The following is an 18,800-nucleotide window of genomic DNA, read 5'->3' on the forward strand; positions in this document are numbered from 1 at the left end:
GCACAGGTTGTCGCGCGCCTGCTGCCCCCAAAAGAAATCGCAATGGTTTCTTTTTTTCCGGCGGGGTCGATTCCTTTGCCACTCTCAGAACCAATCATTTGAAAAACAAACCCGACGATGCCTTATATATCACGGATGGCATTCTGGTATTCGGCCTTGAACAGGATAACCCCGCCTTGTTCCAACATGTGGTGTCATCCCTGGTCGGTGTTGCCGAAGATACTGGAATCCGCTTTATCCCTGTCTACACCAATGTCTACCTCGTTTATCGTCGGGAAGATGCGGGAATGGACTTCCAGTTCTGGGGGTTTGAATTTGGCGGATGCGCTCTGGCTGCAGTGGCGCATGCATTTTCAGGCTATTTGGCCCGTATATCCATCGCGTCCACCTGTGGTTTGACCAACTTATCCCCTTGGGGTTCCCACCCGATTCTTGATCCGCTTTACAGCAGTTGTGACATGCGTATCCGTCATGACGGCATCACCTTGACCCGTCTAGGAAAAACGCGCCTGGTCGCCGAATGGGATACCGCGCTTCGCCACCTGAGGGTCTGCAATTGTTTTAAAAAATATACCCAACATCAGTTGAACTGCTGCTGTTGCGAAAAGTGTGTGCGCACCATGCTTGCCCTGGCGGCACTGGGCAAACTCGGCTCGGCCCCGTCCTTTCCCGCTCAGCTCACCCCGGAATTGGTCAGAAAAGCGGCAATCATTAGAAACGACTACGCCTGTTTCTGCTACGAGGAGGCGATTCCCGGCTTAAAAGCTTTGGGGCAAAACGAGCTTGTCAAAGCTATCTATTGTAACCTGGATCGATATCATCGCAACTGCAGAAAACCCTGGCTCAGGTTCAGTTTTTTGGAAAAAAAATCCCCAAAAAACCCACTTCCAACAACAAAAACGCTGGATTATGCAAAGTTAATACCTTAGCTTGGCATGCGATGAGCCGTAAATCGGCAAAATGAAAGCCCTGGCGCATTTCCCGGTATTGGCGTTTATTCAAACCATCCTTTGCCCCCGCCCGCCGGCGCTATGGGCGGCTTGGGTCCTTCAACCGTCGGCCCGCAAGGCGCCATCAAAGGTTCTGGCCAACCGCCGGTGGGTGAAGGGCTTGGCGCCCGGACCGCTGTAGTCGGCCACGATCTGGCCGCTTCCGATCATCCGCCACTTGTAGATCACCAGGCCTTCCAGCCCCACCGGTCCCCGGGCGTGGATCTTGCTCGTGCTGATCCCCACCTCGGCCCCCAGCCCGTAGCGAAAGCCGTCTGAAAACCGGCTGCTGCAGTTCCAGAAGACGTCCGCCGCATCCACGTAGTCCATAAAACGCAGGGCGCGTGCGCGGTCCGCGGTGACAATCACGTCGGTGTGACCCGAGCCGTAGCGGTTGATGTGTGCGATGGCCGCATCCAGATCGTTCACCACTCCGACCGAGACGATCAGGTCGAGGTATTCGGTGCGCCAATCCTGTTCAACCGCAGCCGCCACGTCGATCAGCGCACGGGTGCGCGCACAGCCGCGGATCTCGACCCCGCGCGCTTCCAGGGCGGTTTTGAGCCCGGGCAGGAGCCCGGCGGCCAACGCCTGGTGCACCAGGATCGTTTCGGCGGCGTTGCAGACCGCGACGTACTGGGTTTTGCTGTCCACCGCGATGCGTACGGCCATGTCCAACTCCGCGTAGCGGTCGATGTAGACGTGGCAGATGCCGTCGGCGTGCCCCAGGACCGGGATGGCGGTGTTGTCCATGATGTGGCGCACGAACTCGTTGCTGCCGCGCGGGATGATCAGATCGATATCCTCGTCCAGTCCCAGGATCGCCGCCACATCCGCGCGGGTCTCGAGCAGCGCCAGCCACCCGGCGGGCATGCCGGCGGCGACGCTGGCGGCGCTGATCGTCTCGGCCAGGATGCGGTTGGTGGCCGCCGCCTCGCTGCCGCCCTTGAGCAGGACGGCGTTGCCGCTCTTCAGGCACAGGCAGGAGATCTGCACCAGGGCATCGGGCCGCGACTCGAAGATCACGCCGATCACCCCGATGGGGCAGCTGACCTTGTAGAGCTCCAGCCCCTGGTCAAGCTCGGTGGCGCTGAGGGTTGCCCCCACCGGATCGGGCAGCGCCACCAGACTGTGGATGCCCTCCACGGCCTCGGTGATTTTGGCCTCGTCGAAGCGCAGGCGCTTTAACAGCGGTGCGGCCAGGTTTTCGGTCTCGGCACGGGCCAGGTCGCGCCGGTTGGCGGCCACGATCTCGTCCCGGTGGGTTTCCAGCGCCCGGGCGATGGCGGCCAGGGCCCGGTTTTTGGCATCGCTTTTGGCGGCGGCCAACTGCCGGCAGGCTTCCTGGGCCTGCCGCGCGATAGCGGTGATCTCCATGGCGTCCTCGATTTGGATTCGGCAAAAGGGTGCCCGGCAGGTTCCGCGCTTGCCGTACAAGCGCAGGGGCGGTTTCAGTCTCATTCTTAATTATGCGCCGCTGCCCGCGCCGTCAAGGGATTCGTGCGACCGCCCAGCAGAACTCCCAAGCAGAACGGCCGCCGTTACAGCCGGGCGGGCGCTTCGCCCTCGACTACTCGTGCCGCAAGGCCTCGATGGGATCCAGCCGGGCGGCCTTGCGGGCGGGGAAAAAGCCGAAGACCACCCCCACCGCACCGGAGAAGACAAAAGCCGCCGCAACGATGCCGGGGTTGAAGACGAAGGGCATCGCCATCGCGCGGGCGCCCAGCCAGGCCGCCGCCAGCCCCAGGACGATCCCCACCACCCCGCCGAAAACCGCCAGCACCATCGCCTCCACCAGAAACTGGAGCAGAACCTCGCGCTCCAGGGCGCCGATGGCCAGCCGGGTGCCGATCTCACGGGTGCGCTCGGTGACCGAGACCAGCATGATGTTCATGATGCCGATCCCCCCCACCAGCAGGCTCACGGCCGCCACGGCCCCCAGCAAACCGGTGAGCACCCGGGTGGTGCCGGTCAGGGTGGCGATGATCTCCTTCATGTCGCGCACGTGGAAATCATCCTCCTCGCCGATCTGGATGCGGCGCCGCTCGCGCATCAGGGCTTCGGTGTCGGCCTGGACCTGTTCGGTGGACACCCCGTCGGCGGCCGAAAGGTAGATGATGTTGACGTCGGTCCTGCCGGTGAAGCGCCGCTGCATGGTCTTGAGGGGAATCAGGATCAGGTCGTCCTGGTCGGTGCCGAAACTCGACTGCCCCTTGGCTTGCAGCACGCCGATGACCGTGAAGGAAATCTTGCCCAGGCGGATGGTGGCGCCGATGGGGTCCTCGCCGCCGAAGAGCTGCTGGCGGACCGTGGCGCCCAGCAGGCAGACGGCCTTTCCGGCCCGCAGCTCGTTGTCGCTGAACACCCGCCCGGCGGCCAAAGGCCAGTCGCGAACGACCAGGAATTGGTTGGTGCTGCCCGTCACCGAGGTGGACCAGTTAACATTGCGGAAGATCGCCTGACGCGTGGTGGTGACCGCCGGCGCAACAGCCTTGAGCCCCAGGACATCGCGCTCGATGGCCAAAGCATCGGCTATTTTGAAGCGTTTGGCGGGAATTCTAGCGCCGCCCGGCAGGCGAAACCCCTGACCGCGGCGGACCTGCAGCATATTACTGCCCAGTTTGGAGATCTCGCTGGTGACTTGGGCGGTGGCGCCGTCGCCCAACGTCACCATGGTGATGACGGCCGCCACCCCGATCACGATGCCCAGCACCGTCAGCGAGGAGCGCAGCCCGTTGCGCAGGATTTCGCGCTGGGCCAGGCGGTAGGTTTCCCAGAGCATGGACCGTTGCCCCCTCTATTCGGATCCGCCGGCGATGCGGCCGTCCAGGAAGTCCACCCGGCGGCGGGCGAAAGCCGCCATGTCGGCCTCGTGGGTCACCATGATGATGGTGATGCCGCGGTCGCGGTTGAACCCGGAAAGCAGATTCATGATTTCCCGGCTGCGGGCCGAGTCCAGGTTGCCGGTGGGTTCATCGGCCAGCAGGACTTCGGGGTCGCTGACGATGGCCCGTGCAATGGCCACCCGCTGCTGCTGCCCGCCGGAAAGCTCACCTGGGGTGTGGCGCTCCCAGCCTGCCAGCCCCACCGCGGCAAGGGCCCCTCGGGCCTTGGCCCGCCGCCGCCGCACCGGCAGCCCGCGATAGATCAGCGGCAGCTCGACATTTTCAAGGGCGGAGGTCCGGTTGAGGAGGTTGAAGCCTTGAAAAACAAACCCCAGGTAGTGGCGACGCAGCAGCGCGCGCTGATCCCGGCTGAGGCGCCCGACATTCACGCCCCCGAAGCGGTAGTCGCCGCCGCTGGGGGTGTCCAGGCATCCCAGGATATTCATGCAGGTGGACTTGCCCGAACCGCTGGGCCCCATCACGGCCACAAATTCGCCTTGCCGGATGTTGAGATCGACACCGTCCAGGGCGCGCATGGCGGCCTGGCCCCGCCCGTAGATCTTGGTCACCCCCTGGAGTTCGATCAGCACCGGGGATGATCCGCTGCCGGATGGGGCGGCGCTCATTTGAGTCCGCCGATGCTGCCGACCACCAGCGCCGCGCCGGGCGCCAGGTCGCCGGCGGTCACGACGGTGTAGGCGCCATCGGTGGCGCCGATGGTCACCGCCCTGGGCACCGGCCCGCCATCATCCAGCAGCCAAACCCGCTGCCGCTTCCCCTCGCCCTTGACATCGGACTGGGGCCGGGCGCCGCTTCGCGGCGGCCGCGGGATCAGCACCTCGAAAAGTCCGCGGCTGCGGCCCTTTTCTTTGGGCTGCGGCGGGCTGAAACGCAGGGCGGCGTTGGGCACCAAGAGGGCGTCTTCAATTTTCTGGACGGTGATATCGGCCGTGGCGGTCATTCCCGGCCGCAGGGCCAGGTCCGGGTTGTCCACCTTGAGGACCGCCTTGTAGGTGACCACCCCGTCGGTGGTTTGCGAACCGTAGCGTACCTGGGTGATCAGGGCCTGAAAGGTCCGCTCGGGGTAGGCGTCGACGGTGAAGATGGCGGTCTGCCCCTCCTGGACCAGCCCGACGTCGGCCTCGTCCACATCCACCTGCAGCTCCATCTCGGCCAGGTCCTCGGCCAGGGTGAAGAGCACCGGCGCCTGCAGGGAAGCCGCCACGGTCTGACCAGGGTCGACGGTGCGGGCCAGCACGATGCCGTCCACCGGCGAGTAGATGACGGTCTTGGCCAGATCGGTTTCATCTGACAGCAGGGTCGCCTCGGCCTGTTGAATGGCCGCCCGGGCGATGGCCACCTCGGCGCGGGCGCGCTCCAGTTCAGCTTCGGCGCTTTCCAGATCGCTGTCGGAAAGCAGCCTCCCGCCGGAAATTCGGCGCGCCTCCTGAATCCGTTTGAGGTTCTGCTCTTCCTTGACCAGCGTCGCCTGCGCCCGCTTGAGCTGGGCCTGCGCCGAGGCCAGCGCGGCGCGGGATTTCATCACCGCGGCCGCAAATTTGGTGTCGTCCAGGTGCGCCAGGGGCTGGCCGACGGTGACCCGCGCGTTGTAGTCGACCGCCACGGTCCGGACGATCCCGGAAAGCTCGCTGCCCACTTCCACCTCGTTGGTGGGCGCCAGGTTGCCGGTGGCCGTGACGGTCACCGTCAGGTCCCCACGCCGGGCCTCCTGGGTCTGGTACTGCACCCCGTCGCCGCCGGAGCGCTGCAGCCAGTAGACCCCCGCCGCCGCAAGCAGCAGCGCGGCAAAGCTCACGCCCAGCCAACGCCACAACCGTCGGCCGGAACCGAGTTTACCATCCAGCCCCAGCGTGTCGGCGATATCGGGAATGGATTTGTGTAAATCGTCTTTCATTTCCTACCCCACCGTCGGGTCGGGGCCCGGTAGCGAACCGCCGCGGCACCAGCGACAAAAAGTCTTTGAAAACGGGTGCCAAAGGTTCGTCTTCAGGGTCGCGGCAATAAATAATTCGACAATATTGCGCCGGATTTTGGTTCGTCACCCAGGCACATTCGCCGGTGCATATCGGGATATGTGCCGGCGGATGTAACGCCGGTGGCGGGCCAAAAGACAAGCAAGATGTGGCATTATTTATTGCCGAGGCCCTCAGGCCCCGCCGCCTGGATTGGTCAAGCTCACCGGCGCATTTGGATGCGCCCCCCGCGCCACCAGCAGCCACAGGCAAAGCAGGGTGCCGCCGGCGCCGGCGCCCAGGATTCCGATGATGCCGATCTTATCCGCCCAGTCCAATGAAATCAGCCACATGGCGAAAGCGCCGACCAGAAAATAGATGAAGATCAGCAGGGAAGAGGCGGCTCCGGCGTGGCGCACGACCTGCTCCAGCACCAGGTTGTTGCTGGGCGGTCGGCTGAGCCCGAAGGAAAACGAGATCAGCGCCATGGGCAGGGCGAGACCCCACGGGCCGGCGAACCAACCCAGCAGCATCACGACTCCGCCCAGCAGAATGCCCGCAAAGCCCGCGGTCATGAGATGGGCGGCGCCCAGCCGGGGCAACAGCCGGGTGCAGGCCAGCGCGCCGGTCATGATGGCCGCGGCGTTGAGAGCGAAAAAATAACCGAAAACTTGCTCGGAGAGTCCCAGCCGGGTGATGTAGACATCCGCTGAAGCCGCGATGAAAGCGAAATGCGGCAGCACCACCAGGGCCATCATGAAGGCAAAGCCAATGTAACGCCGGTTGCCCAAAAGCTCCAGATAGCTCGCGGCGGTCTGCAGGGCGCCGACATTGGCTGGAAATCGAAGCGTTTCGGGCATTCGCAGGACGCCTATCCATGCCACCAGCGCCACGGCCGCCTGGGTTACAAACACCCAGCGCCAGGAAAACCAGGTCATTATCCAGCCGCCAAAAACCGGGGCCAGCATGGGTGCCAGGGCCATAATGACCCCGATGGTGGCCAGAATGCGCTCCCGCTCATGCCCTGCATAAACGTCCTTGCTGATGGCCAGGGCCAGGGCGGAGGCCGAGGCCGCCCCGGCGGCTTGCAGGACCCGGAAAACGATCAGGCTGACCACGTTGTTCGAAAGGGCGCACAGCAGGCTGGCCAAGATGAAAATCGCAATCCCGACCAACAGCGGGCGCCGTCGGCCGAAACGGTCCGAGAGCGGTCCATAGACCAGCAGAAACCCGCAGTAGCCCACGAAAAAGCCGATCAGGGTCAGGTTGACCAACGCCAGCGGCTGCTGCCAGCGCTGAACCAGCAGGGGGATGGCCGGCAGGTACATATCGGTGGCCAGCGGCGGAAAGGCCGAGAGCAGCGCCAAGAGCAGCACCAAGCGGGTGCTGTGCCCCACTTTCGGCGGGCTCACGGTTAAAACCGCTCCCACCGACAAAAAGCCGCCGGCGTTGGCCGGACATCCACCCTGAGGTGAACCGGCCGCCGCCCTAAGAGGCACTTGGCTGCCATCCACCCTCGGCACCGTCACCGTTCAGCGGCTGCCAGCCCCCGCCGAGGGCCTTGTAGAGGCGCACGAGGTTGCCGGTCACGGTGCCCTCGCTGATCGCCAGCTCGTCTTCCAGGGTCAGCAGGGAACGCTGGGCGACCAGCACATCGCTGAAATCCACCAGCCCGGCCTTGTACTGGTCCTGGGCCAGCTGCACCGCCTTGGCCGCGGCCTCCGTCGCCCGGTTCAGCGCTTCGCGCCGCAACTGCTCTTCGGCATAGGCCACCAGGGCGTTTTCGACCTCCTCCAGGGCGTTCAAGAGGACGGCTTCGTAGCCGATCAGTGCCTGCTCCTGGAGCGCGGACTGCACCTCGATGTTGCGGCGGATGGCGCCGGCGTCGAACACGTTCCAGCTGACGCCGGGCCCCAGACGCCAGGTGCGGCTGCCGTACTCCAGCCACTGCCCGCCGGAAACCGATTCGAGCCCGATGCCGCCGGCCAGCGTGAATTTCGGGTACAGATCGGCGGTGGCCACCCCGATGCGGGCCGTTTGGGCCGCCAGGCTGCGCTCGGCGCGGCGCACGTCGGGCCGGCGGCGCAGGGCATCGGCCGGCACGCCGACCGCGATCTCAAGCGGCGTCAAGGGGATGGGCCGGCGTTCGGCGAGCTCCGCGTGAACCGCGCCGGGTTTTTCGCCCAGCAGCACCGCCAGGCGGTTTTTGGCCGCCTCCAGTCCGGTCCGCAGGCTCGGGATCCGGGAGCGGGTGGTCTCCAGGTTGAAAAGGGACTGCTGAACGGCCAGCTCGTCGCTGAGCCCAGCCTCGAAACGCGAGCGGGTCAGGTCGAAAGTTTCCTCCTGGGCGACGACGTTGGCCTCGGCCACCCCAAGCCGTGCCTGGAAGGTGCGCGCTTCCACGTAGTTGAAAGCCACCTCGGCCAGCAGGCTGACCATCACGTCGTTGAGATCCTCCTGGCTGGCCTGCAGCTCCATCTCGGCGGCTTCGATGGCACGCCGCACACCGCCGAAGATATCCAGCTCCCAGCCGGCGTCGAAGCCGGCCGAGTAGAAGTTGCCGGTCTCCCCGGAGCCGCTGTTCTCGCTGCTGCGGCTGCGGGTGACCGCACCGGCGGCATCCACCGTCGGAAAGAGGCCGGCCTGGCTGATCCCCCGACGGGCGCGCGCCTCACGGACCCGGGCCAGGGCCTCGGCGAGGTCGCGGTTGCCCAGAACGGCGCGCTCGATGAAGCGCGAGAGATCTGGGTCGTTGAGGGTCGACCACCAGCGCGAAAGGGTCAGCGGGTCAGGGGCGGCCGCGTTCAAACCGTCCTGCAAAACGGTGTGCCAGGCCGCCGGCGGGTCGTCAGGCGGCGGCACGTAGTCCGGCCCCACGGCGGCGCACGCACCCAGGCCGAGGCCGGCAGCGACGACAAAGACCGCCAACAGCCCGGCACCCGAGCGGAACCGCCGGCCACCGGCAGGCAGAGGGATGGGAAATGACTGGGGGATCGATTTTTTCATATGCTTCTCTTTTGGTCTAATTACCCGGCCTAAGCCGAAATCCGCTCCCTTCGGCGCTGTTCCGCCCGTCAGGGCGTGCCACTTTGAGGGTCGGCCTGCTTGAGGGCCCGCCGCTGCCGGCGGCGGGCGTAGACCCGTTCGCGGCTGGACTGGAAGATGGCGTAGAGAGAGGGGATCAGAAAGATCCCGATCAGGGTGGCGGCCAGCATGCCGCTAAAAACGGTGGTGCCGATCGCCCGACGGCTGTTGGCCCCCGCACCCGTCGCCACCACCATCGGAAAGACCCCGAAAATAAAGGAGAAGGCAGTCATCAGGACCGCCCGGAAACGCAGCCGCGCCCCGTCGATGGCCGCATCGAAAACGCTCAGGCCCTCCTCCCGGCGGGTTTTGGCGAACTCCACGATCAGGATCGCGTTTTTGCTGGCCAGCCCCACCAGCAGCACCAGCCCGATCTGGGCATAGATGCTGAGGGCGAGCCCGGTAACCCAAAGCCCCGCCAGGGCCCCCAGGGCCGCAACCGAAATCGAGATGATGACCGGCAGCGGAATAGTCCAGCTCTCGTACTGCGCCACCAGGAAGAGGTAGCCGAAAAGCAGGGCCAGGGCCAGCAAAACCGGCGCCTGGCCGCCGGCCTTCTGCTCCTGGAACGACAGACCGGACCACTCGTAGGCGTAGTTTTCAGGCAGGGTGGCCGCGGCCACCCGGGACATGGCGGCCATGGCCTCCCCCGAACTGAAGCCCGGGCCGGCTTCGCCGTTGATCTGGGCGCTGGTGAACTGGTTGTAGCGGCTGATGATCTGGGGCGCGAGAACCGTGGAGAGGGTGGCCAGGCTGCTCAGCGGCACCATCTTGTCGTCTTCGCTGCGCACGTAAAGCCGGCCGATGTCCTCCAAGGCGTCGCGGTAGGGTGCGTCGGCCTGGACCTTGACCTGAAAGACCCGGCCGTAGAGGTTGAAATCGTTTACATAGCGCGATCCCAACTGGGACTGCAGGGTGGAAAAGACGCTGCTGACCGGCACGTTCATGGTTTCGCTCTTGGTGCGGTCGAGGTTGAGCATCAGCTGGGGCACGTCGGCGGAGTAGGTGCTGAAAACCGCCTGCAGGGTCCGATCCTGGTTGGCGGCCACTACCATGGCACGGGTGACGGCCGCGAGTTCCTGGGGGCTCTGGTCGCCCAGGGCCTGCAGCCGGAAATCGAACCCGCCGGTGCTGCCCAGCCCTTGAATGGCGGGGGGGCTGAAGGCGAAAATATTCGCCGTCGGCATGGCCGCCAGCTCGGCACGCACCCGGCCCATCAAGCCCGCGAGCTGAACCTCGGGTGTTTTGCGCGCACTCCAGGGCTCCAGCACGACGACGGCCAGGCCGACGTTTTCGCTAGAGCCGCTGATGATGCTAAAACCGCTGACGGCGATGACATCCGCCACCCCGGGAATGTTCTGGATCGTCTCGGAAACCTGGGCCAAAACGGCGTTGGTGCGCGCAAGGGCGGCGGCTTCGGGCAGTTGGATGTCAACGAAAAAGGCGCCCTGATCTTCGCTGGGCAGGAAACTGGTGGGCCGGCTGATGAAAAGAAAGTAAGCCGCGCCAAAAACCAGCCCGAACACCCCCAGCACCACAACCGTGCGGCGCATCAACCAAGCGGCCCCGGCCACATAGCTGCTGCGGGAGGCAAGCAGGACCCGGCTGAACCAGGCCAGCGGCCCCCGGCGTATGCTGCGCGGCGGCCGCAGCAGTGCGGCGCACAGGGCCGGGCTGAGGGTCAGGGCGTTGAGGCTGGAGAGCAGCACCGCCGTCGAGAGGGTCACGGCGAACTGTTTGTAAAGCTGCCCGGTGATGCCGGGCATGAAACCCACCGGGACGAAGACGGCCAGCAGCACCAGGGTGGTGGAGATAATCGGGCCGGTCACCTGCCCCATCGCCCGGATGGCCGCGTCCTTGGCCCCGAGCCCCTCCTCCTGCATCACCCGCTGGGCGTTTTCGACCACCACGATGGCGTCGTCGACCACTACGCCGATGGCCAGGATCAGGGCGAAGAGGGTGATCGTGTTGGCGGTCATACCCAGGGCCAGGAGGGCCGCGAAGGTGCCCACGAGGGAGACCGGGATGGTCAAAACGGGGATCAGGGTCGCCCGCCAATCCTGCAGAAAGAGAAACGTGACGGCCACCACCAGGCTGAAGGTGATCATCAAGGTCAGCGCGATTTCGCGGATCGCCGAGCGCACGTACTTGGTGGTATCGTAGACCGAGCGGTACTGGACACCCTCGGGAAACCGCTGGGAGAGGCGTTTTAGCTCGGCCTCGATGGCCTGGACGGTTTCCAGGGCGTTGGCCCCGGCGCTGCGGTAGATGGCCATGTTGACCGCCGGGGAACCGTTCAGGGTGGAGCTGGAGGAGTAGGACTGGGCCCCGAGCTCCACCCGCGCGACATCCTTGAGGCGCACCACGCCGCCCTGGGCGTTGGTTTGCACGACGATGTTCTTGAAATCGGCGACATTCTTGAGGCGCCCTTCGGCCCGCAGGGTGAACTGGACCTGCTGGTTCTCGTTGCCCGGGGCCGTGCCGATGGCCCCAGCAGCCGCCTGGATGTTCTGCTGCCGGATGGCGGTCACGACGTCGTCGGCCGTCAGCCCCAAGGAGGTCAAGCGCTCGGGGTCCATCCAGACCCGCATGCTGTAATCCTTGGCGCCGAAAATGAACCCCTCGCTAACCCCCTTGATGCGCGTCAGGGCGTCCTTGACATTGATGCTGACGTAGTTGCTCAAGAACAGGACGTCGCGACTGCCTTCGGGGGAAAAGAAGCTGATCACCGCCAGCATGTCCGAGGAGCGCGTGCGCACCGAGATCCCCTGCTCGGTGACCTCGCTGGGCAGCTTGGCGGTGGCCTGCTGGACCCGATTTTGAACGTTGACCTGGGCGATGTCGGGGTCGGTACCCACCGCGAAGGTGACGCTCAGGTTGTAGCCGCCGTCGTTGGAGGAGGTCGAAACCATGTAGAGCATGTCCTCGACGCCGTTGATTTCGGCCTCCAGCGGCGCGGCCACGCTGTCGGCCACCACCTGGGCGTTGGCGCCGGGATAGGTGGCGCTGACCCGGATTTCCGGCGGGGTGATCTGGGGGTACTGGGCGATGGGAATGTTCAACAGGGCCAGCACGCCGGCCAGCGAGATGATGATCGAGATCACCATCGCCATGCGCGGACGCTCGATGAAAATCCGTGAAAACATGCCCTACCCCCTCTCCTGCACACCCTCGAAAACGGTTTCGACCACCTGGCCGGGGCGGACTTTCTGGACCCCCTGCACGATCACGGTCTCACCGGCCATCAACCCGGCTTCCACCGCCCAGTTGACCCCAACCACCGCCCCGGTGGTGATGCGCCGCTGCTGGACCTTGTTGTCGCCGTCCACCACGAAGACGTAGCGGCCCTCACGGTCCTCCTGGACCGCCGACTGGGGCACCACCGGCAGGCGCCGCGGGTTGCTGAGACTCAGCAGGACGGTGACGTACTGCCCGGGCAGCAGGATGCCGTGCGGGTTTTCGAACTCGGCCCAGACAGCGATGGTGCCGGTGTCGGCATCGACCTCGTTGTCGGCAAAGGCGAGCTTGCCGGCGCCGGGATAGAGCTCCCCGTTGGAGAGCTTCAGCCGAGGCACCAGCTCTTGCCTGAGCTGCTCGGGGGTCATCTCCTGGTGGCTGGTTTTAACATCGGCATAGTCATTCTCACTCACCGAGTAGACCACCCGGATGGGGTCGATCTGGACGATCCGTGCCAGGGCCCCCGAGTCGGGCCCCACCAGGTTGCCCTTGGTGAAGACAGTCCGCCCGATCCGGCCGCTGATGGGGGCCTTGATGATCGTGTAGCCCAAGTCCAACTCGGCCTGCTCTAGACTGGCCTCGGCCTCCTGCAGCAGGGCCTGGGCCTTGAGCTCGTTGCTGACGGCGGCCTCCAGGTCGGTTGCCGACACCCCGCCCGAGCGCACGGCCTGCAGCCGTCGAAGGTACTGGCTGGCATTGGTCAGGGCCGCCTGGGCGCTGGCCACCTTGGCCCGCGCCGCGTTGACGCTGGCCAGGTAGGGGGCCTGCTCGATGGTGAAGAGCAGATCCCTGGCGTGCACGTCCGAGCCCTCGTTGAACTTGACCGCCTCCAGATAGCCCTGCACCCGGGCGCGCAGGTCAACGGCCTGGATGGCCTCGACGCGGCCGACGTGCTCCGTGGGCGGGTTGACCTCGGCCTCGGTGACCGCCAGGACCGTCACCACCGGAGGCCGCCCCTGGCCCGGCCCGGGGGGCGCGGCGGTGGCCGCGGAAGCCAAAGAGAGCACCACGACACCGAAAAGGAAGGGGCCCAGGCGATGAAAGACGTTTTGATGAAACGGCATGATCTCGTTCCTTTGAGCATGATGGGACGTTGAAAACCGCGATGACCGTGACAGGCGGATAGCAGAATTCGTTGACAATTTCAAATTGAAATTTTAAATGCTGATTTGAAATAAAGACTCGAATCGGCGGTGGGGGCCGATACGCCGCGATTGGGCAATCGAAGCCAAGTGCGGCCCGCAGTGCTGCCTGCATGCGCCAGTCGAAAAAGACGCCATGCGGATGGGGCCGCCAAACCCACTCGCCACTGGAGCATCCAAGCCCATGGCCCAGAGAAAAGATGGTCAGAAAACCCGCGCCCGCCTGCTGCAAGCCGCCTGCAAGGTCTTCGCCTGCAAGGGCTTTCACCAGGCCACCGTGGCCGACATCTGCCGTCAGGCCGGCGCCAACGTGGCCGCCGTCTCCTACTATTTCGGCGACAAAGCGGGACTTTACGTGGCCGCCTGGCAGCGGGCGTTCCAGACCTTCTCCGACCAGTTTCCGCTCACCCCTCCCGAGGGCGCCGCCACCAGCGCCGAGGCGGCCCTGCGCGGGCAAGTACGACGGCTGGTATTGGAATTCAGCCGGCAGGACAGTAACGGCGAGTTTGCCCGCCTCTACATGCTGGAACTGGCGCGCCCCAGCGGCCTGGTGGACCGCACTTGGCATGAGATGGTCAACACCCACCGCCAGCGGCTGCAGGAGCTGATCCGGGCCGTCCTTGGTCCCCAGGCCCCGGAGGAGGACGTCCTTTTTTGCGAGATGAGCATCATCAACCAATGCCGCGCTTTTGTGACCACCCGCCGCAGCGATTTGGAGTTCATGATGGGCCAGACGCTGACGCCGGAGGTGGTCGAGAAAATGGCCGACCACATCACCCGCTTCTCTCTGGGCGGCGTCAGAGCGGTGCGCGACCGCAGCCCCCAGAAGCTTCTTCTCCCCCAACAGAAATCCCTGCCCGAGTCGCTCAAGCAACCCCGGTAATCTGTTAAAAGGCCCAGCACCTTATGGATGGGTCAGCCAACTACTCCGGGCTGAGCATCGGTTCCACTGCCATCCGGTTTCCCCGTTTGTCCCTGATTTCCACGATTGGTGAAGTATAGCCCATTGCCATCGGCAAATTAATGTATGGCATTGTATATCAATTTATATTTAAAAGGAGATGGCGTGGGACCCCGACCTGCCATCCAATTGTTTTCATGCGGCAAAAGTCGGCGGCAACCCGAATCTGTGGAAGGAACGGTAGAAAAAGGATGAGGCTTATCATGACACGTATCACCCAATGCCTTTGGATCGCTTTGCTTCTCACCCTATCCCTGACGTTTCAGCCGCTGTCATCCCTCGCCGGTGGACCGGTACCCATCGGCACCTGGAAAACGGCCCAGACCATCCAGCCGTTTTTCTATGAACAGTTTCTTCCCGATTCGATGAAAACCCGGGTTTTTACCTTCACCAACCCGGCCGACCAGAAAACGGCGCTTTTGGCAGGCAGCCTGGAGATGTGCGGCACCACCCTGGCCCATGCGATCTATTCCGCCTCGGTGGGCCAACCCGTGGTGGTGGTGGCGGCGCTGTGCAACAAGTGCTCGGCGCTGGTGGTCAAAAAGGACGGCCCGATCCAAACCGAGGCCGACCTTAAAGGCAAAACGATCGGCTATGTTCCCGGCACCATGCACGAAATCCTGCTGCGGGAGACGCTTACGCGCAGCGGCATTTCACCCCAAACGGATGTCACGCTGGTCCGGGTGGATTTTTTCGACATGGGAACGGCCCTGGCGGGCGGGAGCATCGACGCCTTCCTTTCCGGCGAGCCCTTTCCGACCCTGGCTGTCATGCAGGGCTACGGCAGAATTCTCGCCTATCCCTATTACGGCGATTCGGTGGGAACCATCAACGCCGGCATGCTGGTCACGCGCGCCGCCGTCGAAGAACGCCCCGCACAGGTGGCCGCGCTGGTGCTGGCGCATGCCAGGGCCACGCGCTTTCTGGTCGATCACCCCGAGCAATGGCTGAAACGGGCCTCGGCCTTCGGTACACCTATCGATGTCCTGGAAGCTGCGGCGCCGAACATGGAGCTGGCCTGGGCCATGGATGAAACCTTTGTCCGGCAGGCCAAGGCGCTGGGCAGCCGCATGCAGGCTCTGGGTATCATCGAGCGGCAACCGGATTACGACCGGCTGTTCGACCTCTCGTTTGTCCAACAGGCAAGGGCGCAACTCAAATGATACGCCACATCGCAGTATTGACTCAGCCGCATCGGTTGCTGAACTGGCTGCTCCCGGGCCTTTTTTTCCTGACATGGCTTTTTGTGTGCGAAACCGGCCTGGCGCCTGCCTATCTGCTGCCGCATCCCAAGGATGTCCTGGCGACGGCTTCATCCTATCTTTTCGGTGATTCCGCAGATACAGCTTATGCAGGCCGGTTTTTCGAAGACTTCACCGCCAGCGCCACCCGGGTGCTGTTGGGGTTCGGCCTGGCAGTGATCGCGGGCATTCCGCTGGGGGTTCTCTCCGGCCGGCTGGCCTTGGTGAACCGCCTGTTGAGCACCACGATCAACGCCCTGCGGGCGGTTCCCGGCATCAGCTGGCTCCCTCTGGCCATGGTCTGGTTCGGCATCGGCATTAAAACCACCGTCTTCCTGGTGGCCCTGGCGGCCTTTTTTCCGGTTTACCTCAATGCCGAGGCCGGAGCCCGCCAGGTCAATCCCACGCTGCTGCAGGCGGGCGCCATGATGGGGGTGCGCCGCTTGCGCGGCACGTTCGCGATTCTCCTGCCGGCGGCCATGCCCAATATCATCACCGGACTGCGCCTGGGTATGGGGATTTCCTGGGCCTACCTGGTCCTGGGCGAGTTGACCGGCGTGCCCAACGGGCTGGGCGCCCTGATCATGGACGCCCGCATGCTGGGCCGGATCGACATCATCGTGATGGGGATCATCTTGATCGCCCTTATCGGCCGGCTGTGCGATGTGGGGCTTTATCTGATGCTGCGACTCAGTTTCAAAAGCGCCCGGAGGATACCGTGAAGACCCGCCTCCAGATCGTCCACCCGGGAAAACAACCGGCAGCGGCACGGAACATTCTTGAAGTCGAGCGGGTGAGCAAATCCTTTGCCACCAATGGTTCAGGGAAAATCACGGTGCTGCAGGACATTGCTTTCAAGGTCCGCCGCGGAGAGTTTCTCTGTATTCTTGGCCGCAGCGGGTGCGGCAAGTCGACCCTGCTCAAAATTTTGGCCGGCTTCATGCAGCCCAGCACCGGCGCTGTTCGGATCAACGGGAGGCCCGCCGCGCGGCCCGGACCGGACCGTTGCGTGGTATTCCAGGAGGATGCCCTGTTTGGCTGGCTGACCGTGAGGGAAAACATCGCCTTTGGTTTGCGAGGGCGTGGGATCACCCGCCGCGAAAAAGAACGAGGCGTGGACCGTTTTCTGTCACTGGTGGGGTTGACCGATTTCGGCAACTATCTGCCGGCGGAAATTTCAGGGGGCATGAAGCAGCGGGTGGCCCTGGCGCGGGTATTGATTCTGCAGCCTGAAGTGTTGCTCATGGACGAGCCGTTCGCCGCCCTGGACGCCCAGACGCGTGAGGAAATGCAGGATCTGCTGCTGCGGCTCTGGTCCGAGTTGGCCCACACCATCGTTTTCGTGACCCATGACGTGGGGGAAGCGGCGCTGCTGGCCGATCGAATTTTGCTGTTCGATCACGCGCCAGGTCGCATCAAGGAGGAATTCCAAATCGCTCTCCTCCGGCCGAGGCAAAAAGAGGATGACGGCTATTACGCCCTGTGCCGTTCCATAACCGCGAAAATAAAAGCCCTTTGAAAAAATTTGATTGTGGCTATGGCAACCGGGGAATTCCGGCGGCTGATCGAAGACGCGGCGCGCACAACAAACTGGAAGCGCTCCGGAGCATTCCCGCAATTCGATCTGGTTCTGCTCGGCACGGATGGCCAAGCCCACGGATGGCGAACTCCACTGGTTTGTCGATCAAGACGCCGCCGGCAAGTCCAACCTTGCGTCAGTCGGGAATCAATCCGTGGGCTACGCTATCTGCACTGGTTTTTGACCGGCCAACGGGCGACCCCGGAGCAAGTGACCGCCGAGTGCCTTCGCTCCGGGTCCGAAACCCTGGCCTGGGCCGTTTCCCGCTTTATGCTGCGGGATTGGGTTCAGGGCAGGTTCGGCGACAAATTGGCGCCCATCAACGCCGGCATCGAAAGGGAGGGTGCTTTCAATCTTTTTTCTCTCCGTATAGTGCCGGTTTTCCCGTTTTTCGTCATCAACCTGCTGATGGGGCTCACCCGCATGCGGCCGTTGACCTTTTTCTGGGTGTCGCAGATCGGCATGCTGGCCGGGACCGTGGTCTATGTCAATGCCGGCAGGCAAAAGGTGAACCCGATGTTCGATAAAATCGATCAATTGTGCGTCAAAACTCTTCGCACCCAACCAGTTGGACGCGACACGGGTAGGATGCCGCACCCTCCTCTCACGAAGGTTTGGAGCTCAGCAAAAAAAGCCGACAAATCGGCTTTGGGAGGCATAAAATGACGAACAATGAGCGCCATAAAAGCATCATCAGCCCATGGGACGCGCACAATCAGCAATTGGTGTCACACGTCCATCCGGCGGACTGGCAAAACCCCACGCCCGCTTCGCGCTACAACCTGGTGGTCATCGGTGCGGGAACCGCCGGGCTGGTCTGCGCGGCGGCCGCCGCCGGTTTGGGGGCCAGGGTCGCCCTGATCGAGCGCCACCTGATGGGCGGCGACTGCCTGAACGTCGGCTGCGTGCCGTCCAAGGCGATCATCCGGGCCGCGCGGGCCGCCGCCGCCGTCCGCGACGCCGGTGCGTTCGGTGTGCATGTCCCGGAGGGCGTAGCGATGGATTTCGGCCGGGCCATGGAACGCATGCGCCGGCTGCGGGCATCCATTGCACCCCACGACTCGGTCAAACGCTTCAGCGACATGGGAGTCGACGTGTTTGTCGGCGATGGCCGGTTCGTCGATGCCCACACCGTTGAGGTGGCGGGCAAACGCCTGGCCTTCAAAAAAGCGGTCATCGCCACCGGCGCGCGGGCCGCGGCACCGCCGATCGCGGGTTTGGAGGAGATTTCCTACCTGACCAATGAAACCGTCTTCTCCCTCACCGAACTTCCCAGGCGTTTGGCCGTCATCGGCGCCGGCCCCATTGGCTGTGAAATGGCGCAAACATTTGCCCGCTTCGGCTCGGAAGTGCTTTTGGTGGAAACCCTGCACGGCATTCTTCCCCGGGAGGACAACGATGCTTCCAGCGTCGTCCTGAAATCCATGCAAAAGGACGGGGTGAAGCTGCTCTGCTGCGGCAAAGAACCGAAGCTTGCCAAAGCCGAAGGCGGCAAAATCCGCCTCAGCGTCGAATCTCACGGCAAGGGCTACGATGAAGTCGTGGACCAACTGCTGGTGGCCGTGGGCCGCGCACCGAACGTCGAAAATTTGGGGCTGGACGCAGCCGGCGTCGATTTCAATAAAAAAGGCGTGCAGGTCAATGACCGCTTGCAAACCACCCAGCCCCATATCTTCGCGGCCGGCGATATCTGCTCGCCGTATCAATTC

Annotated in this window: 15 protein-coding genes; 7 read left to right on the forward strand and 8 right to left on the reverse strand. The window is 63.9% G+C overall.

The genetic code is table 11. The annotated features are described in order from the left end of the window. Window positions 1-929 (forward strand): hypothetical protein (locus LJE63_15130; GenBank protein ID MCG6907937.1); only part of this gene is annotated, 929 nt, incomplete at its 5' end. Window positions 930-1,049: 120 nt separating this feature from the next. Here the strand turns inward: LJE63_15130 and LJE63_15135 are convergent. From LJE63_15135 to LJE63_15170, 8 genes are all read right to left on the reverse strand, one after another. After that, entirely contained in the window at window positions 1,050-2,450 is a 1,401-nt protein-coding gene (locus LJE63_15135) for a glutamate-5-semialdehyde dehydrogenase (GenBank protein MCG6907938.1), read from the reverse strand. 109 nt (window positions 2,451-2,559) lie between these two features. Next, a complete protein-coding gene (locus tag LJE63_15140) occupies window positions 2,560-3,771 on the reverse strand; it encodes an ABC transporter permease (protein MCG6907939.1) in 1,212 nt (403 codons plus the stop codon). A 15-nt stretch (window positions 3,772-3,786) separates the two neighbouring features. Beyond that, window positions 3,787-4,500 (reverse strand): ABC transporter ATP-binding protein, encoded by a 714-nt coding sequence (locus LJE63_15145; protein ID MCG6907940.1) that lies wholly within the window; start codon window positions 4,498-4,500, stop codon window positions 3,787-3,789. Further along, window positions 4,497-5,789 carry an efflux RND transporter periplasmic adaptor subunit gene (locus LJE63_15150; GenBank protein MCG6907941.1) on the reverse strand — a complete coding sequence of 431 codons (1,293 nt, stop codon included), beginning with the start codon at window positions 5,787-5,789 and terminating at the stop codon, window positions 4,497-4,499. The genes LJE63_15145 and LJE63_15150 overlap by 4 nt, the downstream gene beginning before the upstream one ends. A 252-nt stretch (window positions 5,790-6,041) precedes the next feature. After that, complete coding sequence (locus LJE63_15155) at window positions 6,042-7,259, reverse strand: multidrug effflux MFS transporter (GenBank protein MCG6907942.1); 1,218 nt, start codon at window positions 7,257-7,259, stop codon at window positions 6,042-6,044. Window positions 7,260-7,335: 76 nt separating this feature from the next. After that, window positions 7,336-8,853 carry a TolC family protein gene (locus LJE63_15160; protein MCG6907943.1) on the reverse strand — a complete coding sequence of 506 codons (1,518 nt, stop codon included), beginning with the start codon at window positions 8,851-8,853 and terminating at the stop codon, window positions 7,336-7,338. Window positions 8,854-8,921: 68 nt separating this feature from the next. Beyond that, complete coding sequence (locus LJE63_15165) at window positions 8,922-12,077, reverse strand: multidrug efflux RND transporter permease subunit (GenBank protein MCG6907944.1); 3,156 nt, start codon at window positions 12,075-12,077, stop codon at window positions 8,922-8,924. Window positions 12,078-12,080: 3 nt separating this feature from the next. Further along, on the reverse strand, window positions 12,081-13,232 hold the full coding sequence (locus LJE63_15170) for an efflux RND transporter periplasmic adaptor subunit (protein ID MCG6907945.1): 1,152 nt from the start codon (window positions 13,230-13,232) through the stop codon (window positions 12,081-12,083). Window positions 13,233-13,494: 262 nt separating this feature from the next. Between LJE63_15170 and LJE63_15175 the strand changes: the two genes are divergently transcribed. The 6 genes from LJE63_15175 to LJE63_15200 form a co-directional block, all read left to right on the forward strand. Continuing rightward, a complete protein-coding gene (locus tag LJE63_15175) occupies window positions 13,495-14,193 on the forward strand; it encodes a CerR family C-terminal domain-containing protein (protein ID MCG6907946.1) in 699 nt (232 codons plus the stop codon). A gap of 281 nt (window positions 14,194-14,474) precedes the next feature. Beyond that, complete coding sequence (locus LJE63_15180; protein ID MCG6907947.1) at window positions 14,475-15,434, forward strand: ABC transporter substrate-binding protein; 960 nt, start codon at window positions 14,475-14,477, stop codon at window positions 15,432-15,434. Window positions 15,435-15,517: 83 nt separating this feature from the next. Then, entirely contained in the window at window positions 15,518-16,234 is a 717-nt protein-coding gene (locus tag LJE63_15185) for an ABC transporter permease (GenBank protein ID MCG6907948.1), read from the forward strand. Further along, window positions 16,231-17,031: an ABC transporter ATP-binding protein gene (locus tag LJE63_15190; protein ID MCG6907949.1), complete on the forward strand. Its 801-nt coding sequence runs from the start codon at window positions 16,231-16,233 to the stop codon at window positions 17,029-17,031. The genes LJE63_15185 and LJE63_15190 overlap by 4 nt, the downstream gene beginning before the upstream one ends. A gap of 18 nt (window positions 17,032-17,049) precedes the next feature. Next, entirely contained in the window at window positions 17,050-17,757 is a 708-nt protein-coding gene (locus LJE63_15195) for a VTT domain-containing protein (GenBank protein MCG6907950.1), read from the forward strand. Further along, window positions 17,754-18,800: FAD-dependent oxidoreductase (locus LJE63_15200; GenBank protein MCG6907951.1), on the forward strand; the 1,047-nt coding region annotated here is incomplete at its 3' end. The genes LJE63_15195 and LJE63_15200, both read left to right, overlap by 4 nt.

The sequence above is a fragment of the Desulfobacteraceae bacterium genome (genome assembly GCA_022340425.1).
In the GTDB taxonomy this organism is placed as follows: domain Bacteria; phylum Desulfobacterota; class Desulfobacteria; order Desulfobacterales; family JAABRJ01; genus JAABRJ01.